Source organism: Citrobacter sp. C6_1, assembly GCF_014596835.2.
Taxonomy (GTDB): domain Bacteria; phylum Pseudomonadota; class Gammaproteobacteria; order Enterobacterales; family Enterobacteriaceae; genus Citrobacter; species Citrobacter pasteurii.
Genome location: NZ_CP115031.1, coordinates 3784065 through 3800858, shown reverse-complemented (window position 1 = coordinate 3800858; position 16794 = coordinate 3784065). Strand labels below are relative to the sequence as shown.

Annotated in this window: 14 protein-coding genes; 5 read left to right on the top strand and 9 right to left on the bottom strand. The window is 52.7% G+C overall.

The features are described from left to right. Positions 1-3: 3 nt before the first annotated feature. From panD to thpR, 9 genes are all read right to left on the bottom strand, one after another. Entirely contained in the window at positions 4-384 is a 381-nt protein-coding gene (gene panD / locus IB196_RS18310) for an aspartate 1-decarboxylase (protein ID WP_023178331.1), read from the bottom strand. A gap of 94 nt (positions 385-478) precedes the next feature. Beyond that, positions 479-1333 (bottom strand): pantoate--beta-alanine ligase, encoded by an 855-nt coding sequence (gene panC / locus IB196_RS18305; protein ID WP_005124706.1) that lies wholly within the window; start codon positions 1331-1333, stop codon positions 479-481. Positions 1334-1454: 121 nt separating this feature from the next. Next, a complete protein-coding gene (gene panB / locus IB196_RS18300) occupies positions 1455-2246 on the bottom strand; it encodes a 3-methyl-2-oxobutanoate hydroxymethyltransferase (RefSeq protein WP_005124707.1) in 792 nt (263 codons plus the stop codon). 120 nt (positions 2247-2366) lie between these two features. After that, entirely contained in the window at positions 2367-2846 is a 480-nt protein-coding gene (folK, locus tag IB196_RS18295; RefSeq protein WP_005124708.1) for a 2-amino-4-hydroxy-6-hydroxymethyldihydropteridine diphosphokinase, read from the bottom strand. Next, positions 2843-4237: a polynucleotide adenylyltransferase PcnB gene (gene pcnB / locus IB196_RS18290; protein ID WP_209442480.1), complete on the bottom strand. Its 1395-nt coding sequence runs from the start codon at positions 4235-4237 to the stop codon at positions 2843-2845. Before pcnB ends, folK begins: the two co-directional genes overlap by 4 nt. 71 nt (positions 4238-4308) lie before the next feature. Beyond that, positions 4309-5205, bottom strand: coding sequence for a tRNA glutamyl-Q(34) synthetase GluQRS (gene gluQRS / locus IB196_RS18285; protein ID WP_005124711.1), 897 nt, complete (start codon positions 5203-5205; stop codon positions 4309-4311). A gap of 96 nt (positions 5206-5301) precedes the next feature. Beyond that, entirely contained in the window at positions 5302-5757 is a 456-nt protein-coding gene (gene dksA / locus IB196_RS18280) for an RNA polymerase-binding protein DksA (RefSeq protein ID WP_003829221.1), read from the bottom strand. A gap of 177 nt (positions 5758-5934) precedes the next feature. Next, positions 5935-6639 carry a DNA/RNA nuclease SfsA gene (gene sfsA, locus IB196_RS18275; protein ID WP_005124714.1) on the bottom strand — a complete coding sequence of 235 codons (705 nt, stop codon included), beginning with the start codon at positions 6637-6639 and terminating at the stop codon, positions 5935-5937. Positions 6640-6654: 15 nt separating this feature from the next. Then, the gene (thpR, locus tag IB196_RS18270; RefSeq protein WP_005124715.1) at positions 6655-7185 is read right to left on the bottom strand and encodes an RNA 2',3'-cyclic phosphodiesterase; all 531 of its coding nucleotides are present in this window, start codon (positions 7183-7185) and stop codon (positions 6655-6657) included. 73 nt (positions 7186-7258) lie between these two features. Here thpR and hrpB point away from each other — a divergent pair, with 73 nt between their 5' ends. The 5 genes from hrpB (at position 7259) to IB196_RS18245 (ending at position 16787) form a co-directional block, all read left to right on the top strand. Beyond that, positions 7259-9688: an ATP-dependent helicase HrpB gene (hrpB, locus tag IB196_RS18265; RefSeq protein WP_188232467.1), complete on the top strand. Its 2430-nt coding sequence runs from the start codon at positions 7259-7261 to the stop codon at positions 9686-9688. A 177-nt stretch (positions 9689-9865) separates the two neighbouring features. Next, positions 9866-12403, top strand: a complete 2538-nt coding sequence (mrcB, locus tag IB196_RS18260; protein WP_005124717.1) for a bifunctional glycosyl transferase/transpeptidase — start codon at positions 9866-9868, stop codon at positions 12401-12403. 562 nt (positions 12404-12965) lie between these two features. Continuing rightward, on the top strand, positions 12966-13508 hold the full coding sequence (locus IB196_RS18255) for a fimbrial protein (protein WP_149691223.1): 543 nt from the start codon (positions 12966-12968) through the stop codon (positions 13506-13508). A gap of 50 nt (positions 13509-13558) precedes the next feature. Continuing rightward, positions 13559-14272 carry a molecular chaperone gene (locus IB196_RS18250; protein ID WP_188232468.1) on the top strand — a complete coding sequence of 238 codons (714 nt, stop codon included), beginning with the start codon at positions 13559-13561 and terminating at the stop codon, positions 14270-14272. Positions 14273-14303: 31 nt separating this feature from the next. Then, positions 14304-16787 carry a fimbria/pilus outer membrane usher protein gene (locus IB196_RS18245; protein WP_040230015.1) on the top strand — a complete coding sequence of 828 codons (2484 nt, stop codon included), beginning with the start codon at positions 14304-14306 and terminating at the stop codon, positions 16785-16787. Positions 16788-16794 lie beyond the last annotated feature (7 nt).

Genomic DNA, 16794 nt, shown 5'->3' with positions numbered 1-16794 from the left:
CTATCAGGCAACCTGTACCGGAATGGCTTTAGCGGTACGCTTCATTTCGTTGTCGCCTTCAAAGTAAGCCACTTTCGGGCGCCATGTACGGGCTTCTTCATCAGACATAGTGACAAAGCTGGCGATAATCACAATGTCGCCAACCTCAGCACAATGCGCTGCCGCACCGTTCACCGAGATGATTTTGGAGCCGCGTTCAGCCGCAATCGCATAGGTTGAGAAACGTTTTCCGTTGGTCACGTTCCAGATATCAATAGCTTCATTTTCCAGAATACCGGAGGCATCAAGGAAATCCTGGTCGATGGCGCAGGAGCCTTCATAGTGCAGGTCTGCCTGCGTGACTTTTACACGGTGGAGCTTGCCTTGCAGCATGGTGCGAATCATAACTTCTATACCCTGTCGTTTATCTTGGCTAAGCAGGTGCTACTGACCTGCTTTGAGAATTTTCAGGCAGTATTGCCTGATTTTTAACCCCTGTCTACTGGGCTAATGTAACGCTTTGATTATCGATCAGACGAGCCTGACCCAGCCAGGCGGCAACCAGAATCACTGCGCGTTTACTGCTTTCAGTCAGTTCAAGCAGCGTGTCGGCGTCGCGGATCTGAATGTCGTCGGCGCGGAAGCCTTTTTCATTCAGCTCGTGCTCAGCAATGGCGATAATCTCTTCCAGATCGCGTTCCCCAGCCTGTAATTTTTCGCCAATGCGGCTCATCACTTTGTACAAGCCAGGGGCGACTTTACGCTGCTCTGTCGTGAGATAGCCGTTACGTGAGCTTAGGGCTAAGCCGTCTTTGGCGCGAATAATCGGTACGCCGACGATCTCAATGTCATAACCCATATCCGCAACCATTTTGCGGATCAGCGCCAGTTGCTGGAAATCTTTCTCACCAAAGCAGGCGATATCTGGCTGGATCAGGTTAAACAGCTTGCTGACGATAGTGGAAACACCACGGAAGTGACCCGGACGGCTGGCGCCTTCCAGCATGGTAGACAGTCCCGGAACATCTACATAGGTATGACCTTCCGTGCCCTGCGGGTAGATTTCTTTCTCTGACGGTGCAAAGACGACATCGACTTTACGCTTGTTCAGTTTTTCGCAATCTTCCTGCAGGGTGCGCGGATAGCGCGCCAGGTCTTCCACACGGTCAAACTGCATCGGATTAACGAAAATACTGACGATCACCACATCAGCCTGAGCCTTTGCTTCATCAACCAGCTTCATATGGCCGTCGTGCAGGTTGCCCATTGTCGGAACCAGCGCGACGCGTTTGCCTTCCTGACGCAGACGACGAATGTGCTGGCGCAGCAGCGGCAGAGTTTCAATAATTAACACAACAAGACTCCTTAGATACGATGCCTGATGGTGCTTCGCTTATCAGGCCTACGCGTGAAGTTGTAGGCCGGATAAGGCGCGTAGCGTCGCCATCCGGCGTAATGGCGTGCTGGCAGATAAATTAATGGAAACTGTGTTCTTCACCCGGATAGACGCCGGATTCAACCTCAGCAATATACTGCCGTACTGCGGCGCGCATGTCGCCCGCTTCAGCGAGGAAATTTTTGGCAAATTTAGGGATATGGCCGCCGGTAATGCCAAAGGCATCATGCATGACGAGGATTTGTCCATCAGTGACGTTACCTGCGCCAATACCGATAACCGGAATCGACAACGCATCGGTGACGCGCTTCGCCAGCTCAACCGGAACGCATTCCAGTACCAGCAACTGAGCGCCAGCGGCTTCCAGCGCCAGCGCATCTTCCAGCAGAACGTCGCCGGCATTGCCGCGACCCTGAATTTTATAGCCGCCAAAGATATTTACCGATTGCGGCGTCAATCCCAGGTGGCCGCAAACTGGGACGGCACGTTCGGTGAGCATTTTCACCGTATCAACCAGCCACGCACCGCCTTCGATCTTGACCATATTGGCACCCGCGCGCATCACAATCGCCGCGTTTGCAAAGGTTTGTTCTGGCGTAGCGTAGGCCATAAACGGGAGATCGGAAAGTAGCAGGCAGTTGGGGGCGCCGCGACGCACTGCGCGGGTGTGGTAGGCGATATCTTCAACGGTGACGGGGAGGGTAGAATCATGGCCCTGAACGGTCATGCCCAGCGAGTCGCCAACCAGCATCACATTGATGCCTTCATCGGCAAATAACTTAGCGAAGCTGTAGTCGTAGGCCGTAATCGTCGCGAAGCGTTTCTTCTCTTGCTTGTATTTTTGCAGCAATGAGATTGTTGTCGGTTTCATAACATTTCCTGATGGTAAAAGTCATATTTAACGGCATTCTAGCAGTCACATTCAGGGGGGCAATTGATTTAAGCAATCGTTTGGCGCGAAAGCTGTAAACGCTAAAGGAGAATAATTATTTTACCAGTGTGCAGGTTTTGCTGCACCGAGCTGGGAGAGGCGTTGATGCAGGCTGGTTCCGTCCGGGAAGATCAGTTCAGGCGCGATTTCAAAAAGTGGCCACAGCATAAAGCCGCGGTTCTTCATGTCGTAGTGCGGCACGGTCAGACGTTCGGTGTTAATCACTTCATCACCAAACAGCATAATATCAAGGTCCAGCGTGCGTGGCCCCCAACGTTCAGCTTTACGTACGCGTCCCTGCTGCAGCTCAATGCGTTGGGTATGATTGAGCAATTCTTCGGGCGCGAGTGCGGTTTCCAGCGCCACTGCGGCGTTCAGGTAGTCTGGCTGATCCTGTGGGCCTAACGGCGGGGTACGGTAAAACGAGGAAACGGCGACGATGCGGCTATCGGGAATGTCGCCGATCGCTTGCACGGCAGCATTAACCTGCTCCAGAGGTGAGGCTAAATTGCTGCCGAGCGCAATATAAGCGAGGGTCACGCGGAACCCTCGCGACGTGGCGCACGTTTGCGCGGACGACGATGGCGGCGGCGTTCCGGTTCTTCGTCGAGTTCGTTCAGCATGCCTTTTTGCTCAGGCGGCGCCGACACCTGGAATTCGCCCCACCACTGCGCCAGACGCTGCAGCTCGGCGTTATTTTCCACTTCGGCACGCAGGGCCAACAAGTCGTAGGCAGCGCGGAATTTTGGATGCTCCATCAGCTTCCAGGCGCGCTTACCCTGACGACGGGACATGCGTAATTGAAGCTGCCAGATATCACGGGTGAGCGACGTCAGGCGTTTTGGGATAGCCAGTGAACGACAGGCTTCATCCAGCACGTCGTTCATTGCCAGCGCGAAGGCGTCGTAATAGGCCAGACCGCTTTCCTGGGCAATTTTTTGCGCGGTTTCCAGTAGCGGATACCAGAACATGGCGGCGAACAAGAACGCCGGGTTAACGCGCATATCATTATTGATGCGGTTATCGGTGTTCTTCAATACCTGGGCAATGATGCGTTCCATCGGGCTGTCACCGTCTTCGGTGAAATAGCGCGTAATGGTTGGGAACAGCGGCTGGAACAGGCTGTACTCACGCAGTTTTTTATAGGTTTCATACCCATAGCCCGCCTGTAACAGTTTGAGCGCTTCTTCAAACAGGCGTGCGGGGGGAATATCATTAAGCAGCGTTGCCAGACGTGGGATCGGCTCTGCGGTTTCCGGGCTGATACGCATGTCGAGCTTGGCGGCAAAGCGCACGGCACGCAGCATACGTACAGGATCTTCGCGGTAGCGCGTTTCCGGATTACCGATCAGGCGGATGACGCCATCTTCGAGATCCTGCATACCACCGACGTAATCACGCACGGTGAAATCGGCCACGCTGTAATACAGGCTGTTAATCGTGAAGTCGCGACGCTGAGCATCTTCTTCGATGGAGCCGAAGATGTTGTCGCGCAGCAGCATACCGTTTTGCCCGCGCTGTGACGTTGTGCGATCGGACTCACTGCCTTCATGGTGTCCACGAAAGGTCGCAACTTCGATAATTTCCGGGCCAAACATGACATGGGCCAGACGGAATCGGCGCCCAACCAGGCGACAGTTACGAAACAGTTTTCGCACCTGATCTGGCGTTGCATTGGTGGTGACATCAAAATCTTTCGGCTTTTTGCCCAGCAAAAGATCGCGTACGCCACCGCCTACCAGCCATGCCTCGTATCCGGCTTTATTGAGCCTGTACATTACCTTCAGGGCATTTTCACTGATATCTTTGCGGGAGATAGAGTGCTGCTCACGCGGGATTACCGTCATATGCGGACGGGCGACGGCAAGCTCGGCCTCGCGCTCCTCACGGCTTAGCACCTTGCGGCAAAAATTAGCGACTCGGGTAAAAATAGTGCACCTCGGTAGTGTCAAACTTCAGTCAGAACAAGTGTTGCTGTGTAAAAATCGCGGCTAATCATAGCTCAGCATGAGTCATTTGAGAATGCCGGATTTACATTCACTGAACCCGGCACAGTCGTAAGCGTCCAATTTTGCACCGCAGTTTGCAGTAATTCTTCCACACTCAGCGCTTGCCACGGTATTACAGTGTTCTGACCGAGGAAGCGCAACGCGTTGATGAGAACCGGGCGTGGATCGCCTTGCGGCAGGGCAGGCGCATGATTCTGCTTAGAAAGTTTAGCGCCTTGCTCGTTGAGCGCCAACGGCAGATGAATATAGTCCGGTACTTGCCAGCCGAACTGCTGATACAACGAAATTTGGCGTACAGTCGGTTCGATGAGATCCGCGCCGCGTACAATCTCAGTTACCCCCTGGAAATGGTCATCAACCACCACCGCAAGGTTATAAGCAAACAGTCCGTCGCGTCGGTGGATAATAAAGTCTTCCCGTGCAAGCTCTGGGTCGGTGTGAATATTGCCGCGCAACAGGTCGTTAAAGTGTAAAACGGGATGCTGCTGCTTGATGCGTACCGCTGCATTTTCCGGCCCGTGGCGTAACGCACGGCAATGACCGTCGTAAATCCCGCCAATACTCTGAATACGGGCGCGTGTACAGGTACAGTAGTAGCTTAAATCTTGTTGTTGTAACCAGGCCAGTGCCTCACGGTAGGCGTCATGGCGTTGCGACTGCCACATGATTTCGCCATCCCAGTGCAGCCCGTAATGTTCCAGCTGACGCAGAATCGTCTCTGCAGCACCGGGAACTTCACGAGGGGGATCGATATCTTCAATGCGTACCCGCCAGATTCCGCGCTGTGCACGGGCCTGCAGATAACTGCCGAGGGCGGCTACCAGGGAACCAAAATGCAGTTCACCAGAAGGTGAAGGGGCAAAACGGCCAATATAGGGTTTGTCTGTCATGTCGATGGATAATATAAAAGAATAAGGCGGGAGAAACTCCCGCCCAGGTACTGTCGGATGAGCGTAATGCTACCCGGCATGCAACAGTCTACGGGATTAACCCGCCATCTGTTTTTCGCGAATTTCTGCCAGCGTTTTGCAGTCGATGCATAGATCGGCTGTTGGACGGGCTTCCAGACGACGAATACCAATTTCTACGCCGCATGATTCGCAGTAGCCGAAATCTTCGTCTTCTACTTTCTTCAGCGTCTTCTCGATCTTTTTGATCAGTTTGCGCTCACGGTCACGGTTACGCAGCTCAAGGCTGAATTCTTCTTCCTGCGCGGCACGGTCAACCGGATCAGGGAAGTTAGCCGCTTCGTCCTGCATATGAGTCACAGTGCGATCGACTTCATCCCTGAGTTGATTACGCCATGCTTCAAGAATACGCCTGAAGTGCGACAGCTGGGCTTCGTTCATATACTCTTCGCCCGGTTTCTCCTGGTACGGCTCCACCCCAGCGATGGCGAGAATACTCAGGGACGATGTTTTACGGTTTTGCCCTTCTTGCATGTTGCTTCTCCTTAACACGCACTATCGATCCCCATGTTCGGGGGAAAAATCAGGTCGCTATAAATAGCAGATGCTTTTCCGGATAGCAATTATCTATACGTAACACTTGACAACCCTGTGAGGAAAAGCGTATTTGCGCACGCGGCCAGAATACTAATTAACCCGTTGTTTACACCATTACAAGGCAATGGGCAACGGCTCTTTAAGAGTCATACTATGGGCAGAAAGTTCCGCTTTATAAACCAGAATTTCGACCCCCTTTAGCTGTGCTTCGACTAATAACTGCGCATATTTTGCATCGATATGACGCGCGGGTGAAAACCGTGTAATGGCTGAATGTAGTACCGCGAAAAATATGACGGCACGTTTACCTTCAGCCGCTACGCTCATCAATTCCCGAAGATGTTTCTGCCCTCGTTCAGTTATGGCATCGGGAAAATAACCATACTCTTTTTCCGCCAACGTGACTGATTTTACTTCAATATAGCAGTCAGTCCGGGAATCTGCCTGTAACAAAAAATCAATACGGCTGCCTTCTGCGCCGTATTTTACTTCACTTTTCAACACGCTGTAGCCAGAAAGCTCCGCAATGAGCTCATTCTGAATAGCCTCTTTCGTTAAGCGATTGGCCCATAGCGTGTTAACACAAATAAATGCATCGGATGCGGTTTGCGTTAATTCCCAGGTATGTGGATATTTCCGCTTAATATTTTCTGATGTTGAATACCAGACGGTATCCCCAGGGGTTGCGCATCCGGTCATCGCGCCGGTATTTGGGCAGTGTAGCGTCAAGGTTGTGCCATCAGGTGTGATCACATCCGCTAAAAAACGTTTATAGCGCTGAATTAGCGTAGCGCGTTGTAAAGGGGGAGAAAATTGCATGAATAATACCCTTGATTATTTGCTCAGCACCCAGCGTTGCAAGATTGAATAGCGAGTGCGTCCTCGCTCAAATGACGAGGCATAAAGCGCAAACTCCGTAACCGGAAATGACCAGCAAAAACCGGGGGGCGGGATGGCGACTGCATGGCTGGCATCGCGCAAGAGCGTGATATGCGGGTGAAAGGGCTGTGGGTTTTGGTAGCATCCGTTGCGTGCGGCCTGTGCTCGCAGCATATTGGCCAGTTGCAATAACCCGCGTGGCGGCTGGCGCATTCCCAACCATATGACCCGCGAACGCAGCCATTGCCCGGCATCATCCAGTTTGAGCGTAAAACCTGGCTGGCGAATGCGTCCAGCCAGTTGTGATAGCGCCTTCTGTTTCTCGGCACTCACATCCCCTAAAAAAGCCAGCGTCAGGTGCAGATTGTCTGCGGCGACCGGGCGGCCCGCTTCCGGTGGAAATTGTGCGGCTCGCCAGTGGATGAGCTGCTCCCGAACCTCAGCAGGCAATTCAATGGCAAAGAACAGCCGTTTTGGCTCAGACATGATGGATACTCGGTTATGAATTAACGCGATGCTACAATGCAGCGCGAAGAATGTTAACCCTCTGGAGTCATTTGTGACGTCGTTGCCCGTTGCCGCCATAGTGCCTGAACTGCTTACTGCCCTTGATGCTTCACCGCAGGTCCTGCTGACCGCGCCGACCGGTGCCGGGAAATCGACCTGGCTGCCGCTACAGCTTCTGGCGCATCAGGGGATATCGGGGCGCATTATCCTGCTGGAGCCGCGTCGCCTGGCGGCTCGCAATGTGGCACAACGACTGGCGGAGTCGCTGAACGAAAAGCCCGGCGAAACCGTGGGCTATCGCATGCGTGCGCAAAGCTGCGTGGGGCCGCAAACCCGGCTTGAAGTGGTGACGGAGGGCGTCCTGACGCGCATGATCCAGCGCGATCCTGAACTGGCGGGCGTTGGGCTGGTGATCCTCGACGAATTTCACGAGCGCAGCCTGCAGGCCGACCTGGCACTGGCGCTGCTGTTGGACGTACAGCAAGGCCTGCGGGACGATTTAAAGCTGCTGATTATGTCAGCCACACTGGACAACGGGCGTTTGCAGCAGCTGTTGCCTGAAGCGCCTACCCTTGTTTCCGAAGGACGCGCGTTTCCTGTTGAACGGCGCTACCAGCCGTTGGCGGCGCATCTGCGTTTTGATGAAGCGGTGGCGATAGCGACGGTGGAACTCCTGCGCCACGAAAGCGGGTCGCTGCTACTGTTTTTACCGGGCGTAGGGGAAATCCTGCGCGTGCAGGAACAGCTGGCGTCGCGTGTGGGCGGCGATGTTGTGTTATGTCCGTTATACGGCGCGTTGACGTTGGCTGAGCAGCGTCAGGCGATTTTGCCTGCGCCGCAAGGTAAGCGCAAAGTGGTGCTGGCGACCAATATTGCCGAAACCAGCTTAACGATTGAAGGGATCCGGTTGGTGGTGGACTGCGCCCAGGAGCGCGTGGCGCGTTATGATGCACGCACCGGTTTGACGCGACTGATTACCCAACGTATCAGCCAGGCCTCAATGACCCAGCGTGCCGGACGCGCCGGGCGTCTGGAGCCAGGTATCTGCCTACATTTGCTTGCTAAAGAGCAGGCGGAAAGAGCGGCGACACAGGGAGAGCCTGAGATATTACAGAGCGATCTGTCCGGGCTGCTGATGGAGCTGCTGCAATGGGGATGCACCGATCCCGCACAGTTGAACTGGCTGGATACGCCACCCGCTATCAACCTGCAGGCGGCAACGCGTTTGTTACAGATGCTGGGCGCGCTGGAGGGCGACAGACTCAGCGCCACGGGGCAGAAAATGGCGGCGTTGGGTAACGAACCCCGTTTAGCGGCTATGCTGGTTAGCACCAACAATGACGATGAAGCGGCATCGGCGGCAAAACTGGCAGCAATTCTGGAAGAGCCGCCGCGCGGGGGCAGCACCGATTTGGCTGTCGCGTTTTCACGAAATCAGCCCGCCTGGCAGCAGCGCAGCCAGCAATTGCTGAAACGGCTTAACGTTCGCAGCAGGCAGCCCGATAGCGCGCTGCTCCCCTCGTTGCTGGCGCAGGCGTTTGCCGATCGGATCGCGCGTCGACGTGGACAAGAAGGACGCTATCAACTGGCCAACGGCATGGGCGCGATGCTGGATGCCGATGACGCCCTGGGACGCCATGAGTGGCTGATAGCGCCGCTGTTACTGCAAGGCAGCGCGTCACCGGATGCGCGTATTTTGTTAGCGTTGCCGTTGGATATTGAAGCGTTGATGCAGACGTGTCCTGAACTGCTGCAACAGTCCGACACCATCGAATGGGATGAAGCCCAGGGAACGTTAAAAGCACTGCGCCGCACGCGGATAGGCCAGTTGACGCTAAAAGTGCAGCCACTGGCCAGGCTCTCGGAAGATGAGTTGCATCAGGCGATGCTGAATGGTATTCGCGATAAAGGGTTAAGTGTGCTCAACTGGACGCCGGAGGCCGAGCAGTTTCGGCTGCGTTTGCAGTGTGCGGCAAACTGGTTACCTGAGTACGACTGGCCTGCGGTAGATGAGGATTCTCTGCTGGCGACGCTGGAGACCTGGCTGCTGCCGCACATGAGCGGTGTGCACTCTTTACGTGCGCTCAAAGCAGTAAATGTGGGCCAGGCATTGCGCGGTTTGCTGGACTGGTCGATGCTGCAACGTCTGGATAGTGAGCTTCCTGCGCATTACACTGTGCCGACGGGAAGCCGGATAGCCATTCGCTATCACGAGGATAACCCTCCGGTATTGGCCGTTCGGATGCAGGAAATGTTTGGCGAAGCGAAGACCCCAACCATCGCCGGGGGGCGTGTGCCGTTGGTGCTGGAACTGCTGTCTCCGGCCCAGCGACCGCTGCAGGTAACGAGCGATCTGAGCGCATTCTGGAAAGGATCGTACCGTGAGGTACAAAAAGAGATGAAAGGGCGTTATCCCAAGCACGTCTGGCCGGACGATCCGGCGAATACCGCGCCAACGCGGCGCACCAAAAAGTATTCATAGCTGTATGCGTGGTTGCCTAATGGCGCTGCGCTTATCAGGGCGAACGTAGGCCGGATAAGGCGTTTTACGCCGCCATCCGGCATAAATACAGCTGAAAATTGAGAGATTTCTTCTTCTGTCGCCTGACGGAAGAACAGAGAATCGGGCCTTTGCGCCTGAATGTTGCGGAGAAAAAGCATGGCGGGGAATGACCGCGAGCCAATTGGACGTAAAGGGAAACCCTCACGTCCGGTGAAACAAAAGGTGAGCCGTCGTCAACTCAGAGATGATGAGTATGACGATGATTATGATGATGACTATGAGGATGAAGAACCGATGCCGCGTAAGGGTAAAGGCAAAGGGCGTAAGCCTCGTGGTAAGCGCGGCTGGTTCTGGCTGCTGGTAAAACTGTCGATCGTCTTTTTGGTGCTGATCGCGATATATGGCGTGTATCTGGACCAAAAAATCCGTAGCCGTATCGACGGTAAAGTCTGGCAACTGCCTGCGGCAGTATATGGCCGCATGGTTAACCTTGAGCCAGAAATGCCGATCGGCAAGAACGAGATGGTGAAACTGCTGGAGGCGACACAGTACCGTCAGGTAACGAAAATGACGCGCCCGGGCGAATTCACCGTGCAGGCGAAAAGCATTGAGATGATTCGTCGTCCGTTTGACTTCCCGGACAGTAAAGAAGGGCAGGTGCGCGCGCGTCTGACCTTTGACGGCGATCATCTGGACACCATCGAGAATATGGATAACAACCGCCAGTTCGGTTTCTTCCGTCTCGATCCACGCCTGATTACCATGCTCTCTTCCCCTAACGGTGAGCAGCGCCTGTTCGTTCCACGCAGCGGCTTCCCGGATTTGCTGGTTGATACGCTGCTGGCAACCGAAGACCGTCACTTCTATGAGCATGATGGCGTCAGCCTCTACTCGATTGGTCGTGCGGTGCTGGCTAACCTGACGGCCGGTCGCACGGTGCAGGGGGCGAGTACGCTGACTCAGCAACTGGTGAAAAACCTGTTCCTCTCCAGTGAACGTTCCTACTGGCGTAAGGCCAACGAAGCCTATATGGCGCTGTTGATGGACGCGCGTTACAGCAAAGACCGCATTCTTGAGCTGTACATGAACGAAGTCTATCTCGGTCAAAGCGGCGATAATGAAATTCGCGGCTTCCCGCTGGCGAGCCTGTATTATTTTGGTCGTCCGGTAGAGGAGTTGAGTCTTGACCAGCAGGCGCTGCTGGTGGGAATGGTGAAAGGCGCGTCAATCTACAACCCATGGCGTAATCCGAAGCTGGCGCTGGAGCGTCGTAATCTGGTGCTGCGCCTGCTGCAACAGCAGCAGATTATCGATCAGGATCTGTATGACATGCTGAGTGCGCGCCCGTTAGGCGTGCAGCCGCGTGGCGGGGTGATTTCACCACAGCCAGCGTTTATGCAGATGGTACGCCAGGAGCTACAGGCGAAGCTGGGCGATAAGGTCAAAGATCTCTCCGGTGTGAAAATTTTCACCACCTTTGATTCCGTGGCGCAGGACGCCGCAGAAAAAGCGGCGGTGGAAGGCATTCCTGTGCTGAAGAAACAGCGCAAGCTGAGCGACCTGGAAACCGCGATTGTGGTCGTTGACCGCTTTAGCGGCGAGGTTCGTGCTATGGTCGGCGGCGCAGAGCCGCAGTTTGCGGGCTATAACCGTGCGATGCAGGCGCGTCGTTCGATTGGTTCTCTGGCAAAACCGGCAACCTATCTGACGGCGCTGAGCCAGCCGAAGCTGTATCGCCTGAATACCTGGATTGCCGATGCGCCGATTGCGCTGCGCCAGCCGAACGGCCAGGTGTGGTCACCGCAGAACGATGACCGTCGCTATAGCGAAAGCGGTAAAGTGATGCTGGTGGATGCATTAACGCGTTCAATGAACGTCCCGACCGTCAATCTGGGGATGGCGCTGGGTCTGCCCGCGGTTACCGAGACCTGGACGAAACTGGGCGCCCCGAAAGATCAGCTCAATCCGGTTCCGGCGATGCTGCTGGGGGCGTTGAACCTGACGCCAATTGAAGTGGCGCAGGCGTTCCAGACCATCGCCAGCGGGGGTAATCGTGCGCCATTATCAGCACTGCGTTCGGTGATTGCTGAAGATGGGACCGTGCTGTATCAAAGCTTCCCGCAGGCAGAGCGCGCAGTGCCTGCTCAAGCGGCATATATGACGTTGTGGACCATGCAACAGGTGGTTCAACGCGGTACGGGTCGCCAGCTTGGCGCGAAGTATCCGGGGCTGCATCTGGCAGGGAAAACCGGGACCACCAACAACAATGTGGATACCTGGTTTGCCGGGATCGACGGCAGCCAGGTGACGATTACCTGGGTAGGCCGCGATAACAACCAGCCAACCAAGTTGTACGGTGCCAGCGGCGCAATGTCGATTTATCAGCGTTATCTGGCTAACCAGACGCCAACACCTCTGGTGCTGACGCCACCGGAGGATGTGGTGGATATGGGCGTAGACTACGACGGTAACTTTGTGTGTAGCGGCGGTATGCGCACGCTGCCGGTATGGACCACCGATCCGGATTCGTTGTGTCAGCAAGGTGAGATGCAGCAGCAATCGGGTAATCCGTTCGATCAATCTTCTCAACAGCCGCAGCAGCAACAGCCTCAACAGCAGCAGCCAGCCCAGCAGGAGAAGAAAGACAGCAATGGTGTAGCAGGTTGGATCAAAGATATGTTTGGTAGTAACTGATATCTGATTTAGCTGTTCTCCCCCGCATCAGCGCTGTGTTAATCACCGCTGGTGTGGGGGAGGCTCCATCCTGCCGTTATTACACATCCCTTTCTGGTCATTTCCCTTTTGAACTCTGATTACGTCTGCTCATAAAATTATTATATTATTTTTTTGTATGTATTTGTTGTTGGTTAATTTCACTCGGTTTTTTTGTCGGTTTTTTATTTATTTTTATTTATCAATTGCATATTTAATTCTTGATTATTTTCTTTGTGAATGCTTCGATGTTAACTTAATTCAGAATTAAGAAAATATCATTTTTACGCTATTTAATATGAAAAACAAGATGTTAAACCTGTTTTTTTATAGTTTTTATAAATTCATAGGTTAGCTTTTACATATCGTGGCGCGTAGAATTAATGACGCAAGGGAATGCTTTTAATTGAATGAGTTGATAACGATATATTATATATCTGCTGTTGTATGTTACATACAGGTCTACAGCGCATCTCCAGCCCATCTCTATTTCCCTGTTAACTTTTCTTTGTTAATTTTTGTCGACATATGTAAGGAATGCGTTATGTGCAAAAAAATTCTCACCTCGTTGTTTGTCAGCAGCATACTGGCTGGCACCGCAGTTCCTGCGTTAGCTGTTGATACCGGAACCATAACGTTCAATGGGAAGATTCTTCCCGATAGTTGCAAAGTGGATGTAAACGGTACGGCGACAAACGGTACTGTGACGTTTAACAACCTTTCTCAAACTGCGTTTGGCGAAGATAAAAAAGTCGGCGACACGCAATCTTTTGCGATTACGCTGACAGAATGTGATGCTGCGGTTGCCAACCTCAATATCAAATTTGATGGGACGCGTATTGCCGGATACGACGATGAAGTCTTGCAGGCGACAGGGACTGCGCAGAACCTCGGGGTACGTATGCTTCCTGAAGGGAGCAGCAACTACGTGAAATTTGATGGCTCAGATCCTGAAGCGGCACTGAATAAGACTAACGGTGAGAGCGTGGTTTTTAATTATAAAGCTGAGGTTATCCAGGTTGGTAGCACTTTACCAACTACCGGTGATTATACCGCACAAGCGACCTATACTCTGCTTTATCGTTAATCATCATAAACCTGGCCCAGGCAGGGCCAGTATTTCAATGGAATGGAAAGATGAAACGACTTTTCACAGCATTAATACTTATATTAACCTCGGGATTAAATTCGGTTCAAGCTGGCGTAGTAGTGGGTGGCACACGAATTATATATCCGGCTAACCAGTCTGAAGTACAGATTGCTTTAAAAAATAAAGATAATGATAAACGTTATCTGGTGCAGAGCTGGGTCAGTAATATTGATGACAGCAAAGCGCCATTTATTATGACACCGCCAATTTACAAATTGGACGAAAACCGCCAGACGCTGCTACACGTGGTTTATACCGGAAATAAATCGGCGCTGCCTCAGGATCGTGAGTCATTATTTATGGCGAACATCAAATCTGTTGCAGCGATCCCAGAAGAATTGCATGACAAGAACACGCTGCAATTTGCAATTAAGACCAGGTTAAAGCTGTTCTACCGCCCGGTTTCGCTAAAAGAAAGCGAAGCGCAAACAGCCTGGCAATCGTTGCAATTTAACCGCAATCAAAACCAGTTAGTAGTAAAAAACCCAACGCCCTTCTACATCACCTTTGGACAGTTGACGGTTGCGGGGAAAGTGGTTAAGGCTGCATCGGAGCAACATTCCCCCTCGGCATTAACCATGATGGTCGCTCCATTTGGTGAGCAGCGTTTTCCGCTGCCATCTGCAGTAAAAGGGGACGTTATCTGGACCGCTATTAATGATTTTGGCTCCGAAACCGAACAGCGTAAACAGTCGCTGTAAATCAGCTATTGATGAGTTGTGTGGGATATTTATGCCTTCGCATCGTGTTGCCCGACTTTTTGCTCTCAATACGCTGACATTCGCGATATTGACTGCGAGTGGTTCCGTTTGTGCTGATGATTATTTCAATCTCAGTGTACTTGAAACGGGAACCCCACTTGAGAATACCGGGGCGCTTGAAGCTTTTTTACAGCATAATGGTTTATCCCCCGGACGTTATTTAACGTCGATTGTTTGGGATCAGGATCGCATTGATAAACGAAATTTAAATTACCTCCTTTCAAAAGATAAGAGCAAACTGATTCCGCAATTTACCAAAGCGGAGCTGCGCGAACTGGGCGTTAAAGTTGATACGGTTCCGGCATTAAATAATGTTAACGAAGATACGTTGCTGGGTGATATTAGCGAATATATCTCGGATGGACGCTATGACTTCAGTCCGGAAACACAGGTGCTGCAATTACGTATTCCGCAGATCTACCGCGACCGCAAAATTTCGGGCGAAAGCAATCCCACTTTCTGGGATGACGGCATTCCGGCTCTGTGGACCAGTTACTATATTTCGGGATCGCACCAACAATCCAGAGGTCAAAATAATGCTTCGAACTGGGCAAGTTTGAATTCAGGGATGAATATCGGCCCCTGGCGTTTGCGTAACACCAGCAATTGGGGGAATGACAATGGTTGGCAATCTATTAATACGACGCTTGGACGCGATGTCAAAGCATTGCGTAGCCAGCTTCAGATAGGGCAAACCTACACTAACGGCGAACTGTTCGATAGCGTGCAGATGACGGGCGTTAAGCTGGAGACAGATACCAGTATGCAGCCCAGTGGATTACAGGGCTTTGCCCCGGTCGTTCGTGGGATTGCTAATAGCGATGCCAAAGTCACCATTAAGCAAAACGGTTACACCATCTACCAGACCAACGTCTCGCCTGGCCCGTTTGAAATTCGTGATTTAACGCAGGTGACGGCAGGAGCGGATCTGGAAGTCACCGTGACGGAGGCCGACGGTACAGAGCGCAGCTTTATTCAGGCCAGCTCCTCGGTGCCGATTATGCAACGTGAAGGCGCGCTGAAGTACAGCCTGGCGGCTGGGAAATATCGCGATGTTGATAACGGCGAGGAGCCGGAATTCAGCCAGGCTACGGCAATTTATGGCTTACCTTTCGGAATTACCGCTTACGGCGGTCTGCAGGGCGCGTCGATATATCGCGCCGGACTGGCCGGCATCGGAGCCGATTTACGCGATTTTGGTTCGCTGTCGATGGATCTGACGGCGGCGAGAACCGCGTTTGACGACGAACGCGCGGATGCGAATGGCCAGTCGTGGCGCGCGCAGTACGCAAAAGATTTTCCGTTAACCAATACCACGGTCACGCTGGCCAGCTATCGTTATTCCACCTCCGGGTTTTATACCTTTCAGGAGGCGCTCGATCAGCGTAATAACAGCTACGACGATGACAGCATCTATAGCTATCGCGATAGCTATAACCGTCGCAGCCGCCTGCAACTTAATCTTTCTCAGTCGTTACAGAGCTGGGGATCGGTATACGCCAACGCTTATCAGCAAGATTACTGGGGCATGGATGGTCATGAACGCAGCGTCAGTCTGGGTTACAGTCGCAGTTGGCAGGGCATTAACTGGTCGCTGAATTACAGCATGACAAAAACGCCATCAACCACTAACGATCAGCTGTTTTCTGTTTCAATTAACATCCCTCTTTCGCGGTGGCTGGCGAACGCCTGGGGAACATATAACCTGACGAGTTCCAAAAATGGTAATAGCTCGCATCAGGTCGGTGTCAGCGGAACGCTGCTGGAAAATAACAATTTAAATTACAACCTCCAGCAAACCTACACCGATAACGATGTCGGTTATGGTGCCTATCTCTCTTCCCGGTATCGGACATCGGCTGGCGAGTTCAGCACCAATTACAGTTATCAAAAGGACAGTAAGCAGTGGGGCTATAGCGCGCAGGGTTCCGTTGTCGCACATTCGCAGGGAATCACGCTTGGTCAATCCATACAGGATGCCTTTGCCATTGTGCACATTACCAATGGCGATAATGTAAAAATACAAAATTCTTTGGGGGTTTACACCGATTATTGGGGCAATGCCATTGTGCCGACTTTAACCAATTATCGCCGTAATACTATTACTGTGAATACCCAGGGACGTGACGATATTGATATTAAGGATGCTTCTCTGGATACGACCCCGACAAAAGGGGCTGTCGTGAAAGTTGACTTCACGGCGCGTTCAGGCAAGCGTGCATTACTTACCTTAAAACATGGTCAGAGCGTAGTTCCTTTTGGCGCGGTGTTGAGTATGGACGGTACGACATCGATCGTAGGCGACGACGGTGAAGTGTATGTCACGGGGCTAAAAGGAACACAGCGCATTGAGGCGCAATGGGGAAATACCGCACAAACGAAATGCACGGGTAGCGTAAGCGTGCCTGAGAACGCGGGTGCGGGAATTTTCACTGCTACGGTTAATTGCCAATAACTGAAGA

Excerpts from the sequence above, each read along its gene's own strand:
- panD (WP_023178331.1), bottom strand. The coding sequence starts at position 384 with ATGATTCGCACCATGCTGCAAGGCAAGCTCCACCGTGTAAAAGTCACG.
- panB (WP_005124707.1), bottom strand. The coding sequence starts at position 2,246 with ATGAAACCGACAACAATCTCATTGCTGCAAAAATACAAGCAAGAGAAG.
- gluQRS (WP_005124711.1), bottom strand. The coding sequence starts at position 5,205 with ATGACAGACAAACCCTATATTGGCCGTTTTGCCCCTTCACCTTCTGGT.
- dksA (WP_003829221.1), bottom strand. The coding sequence starts at position 5,757 with ATGCAAGAAGGGCAAAACCGTAAAACATCGTCCCTGAGTATTCTCGCC.
- sfsA (WP_005124714.1), bottom strand. The coding sequence starts at position 6,639 with ATGCAATTTTCTCCCCCTTTACAACGCGCTACGCTAATTCAGCGCTAT.
- thpR (WP_005124715.1), bottom strand. The coding sequence starts at position 7,185 with ATGTCTGAGCCAAAACGGCTGTTCTTTGCCATTGAATTGCCTGCTGAG.
- mrcB (WP_005124717.1), top strand. The coding sequence starts at position 9,866 with ATGGCGGGGAATGACCGCGAGCCAATTGGACGTAAAGGGAAACCCTCA.
- IB196_RS18255 (WP_149691223.1), top strand. The coding sequence starts at position 12,966 with ATGTGCAAAAAAATTCTCACCTCGTTGTTTGTCAGCAGCATACTGGCT.
- IB196_RS18250 (WP_188232468.1), top strand. The coding sequence starts at position 13,559 with ATGAAACGACTTTTCACAGCATTAATACTTATATTAACCTCGGGATTA.
- IB196_RS18245 (WP_040230015.1), top strand. The coding sequence starts at position 14,304 with ATGCCTTCGCATCGTGTTGCCCGACTTTTTGCTCTCAATACGCTGACA.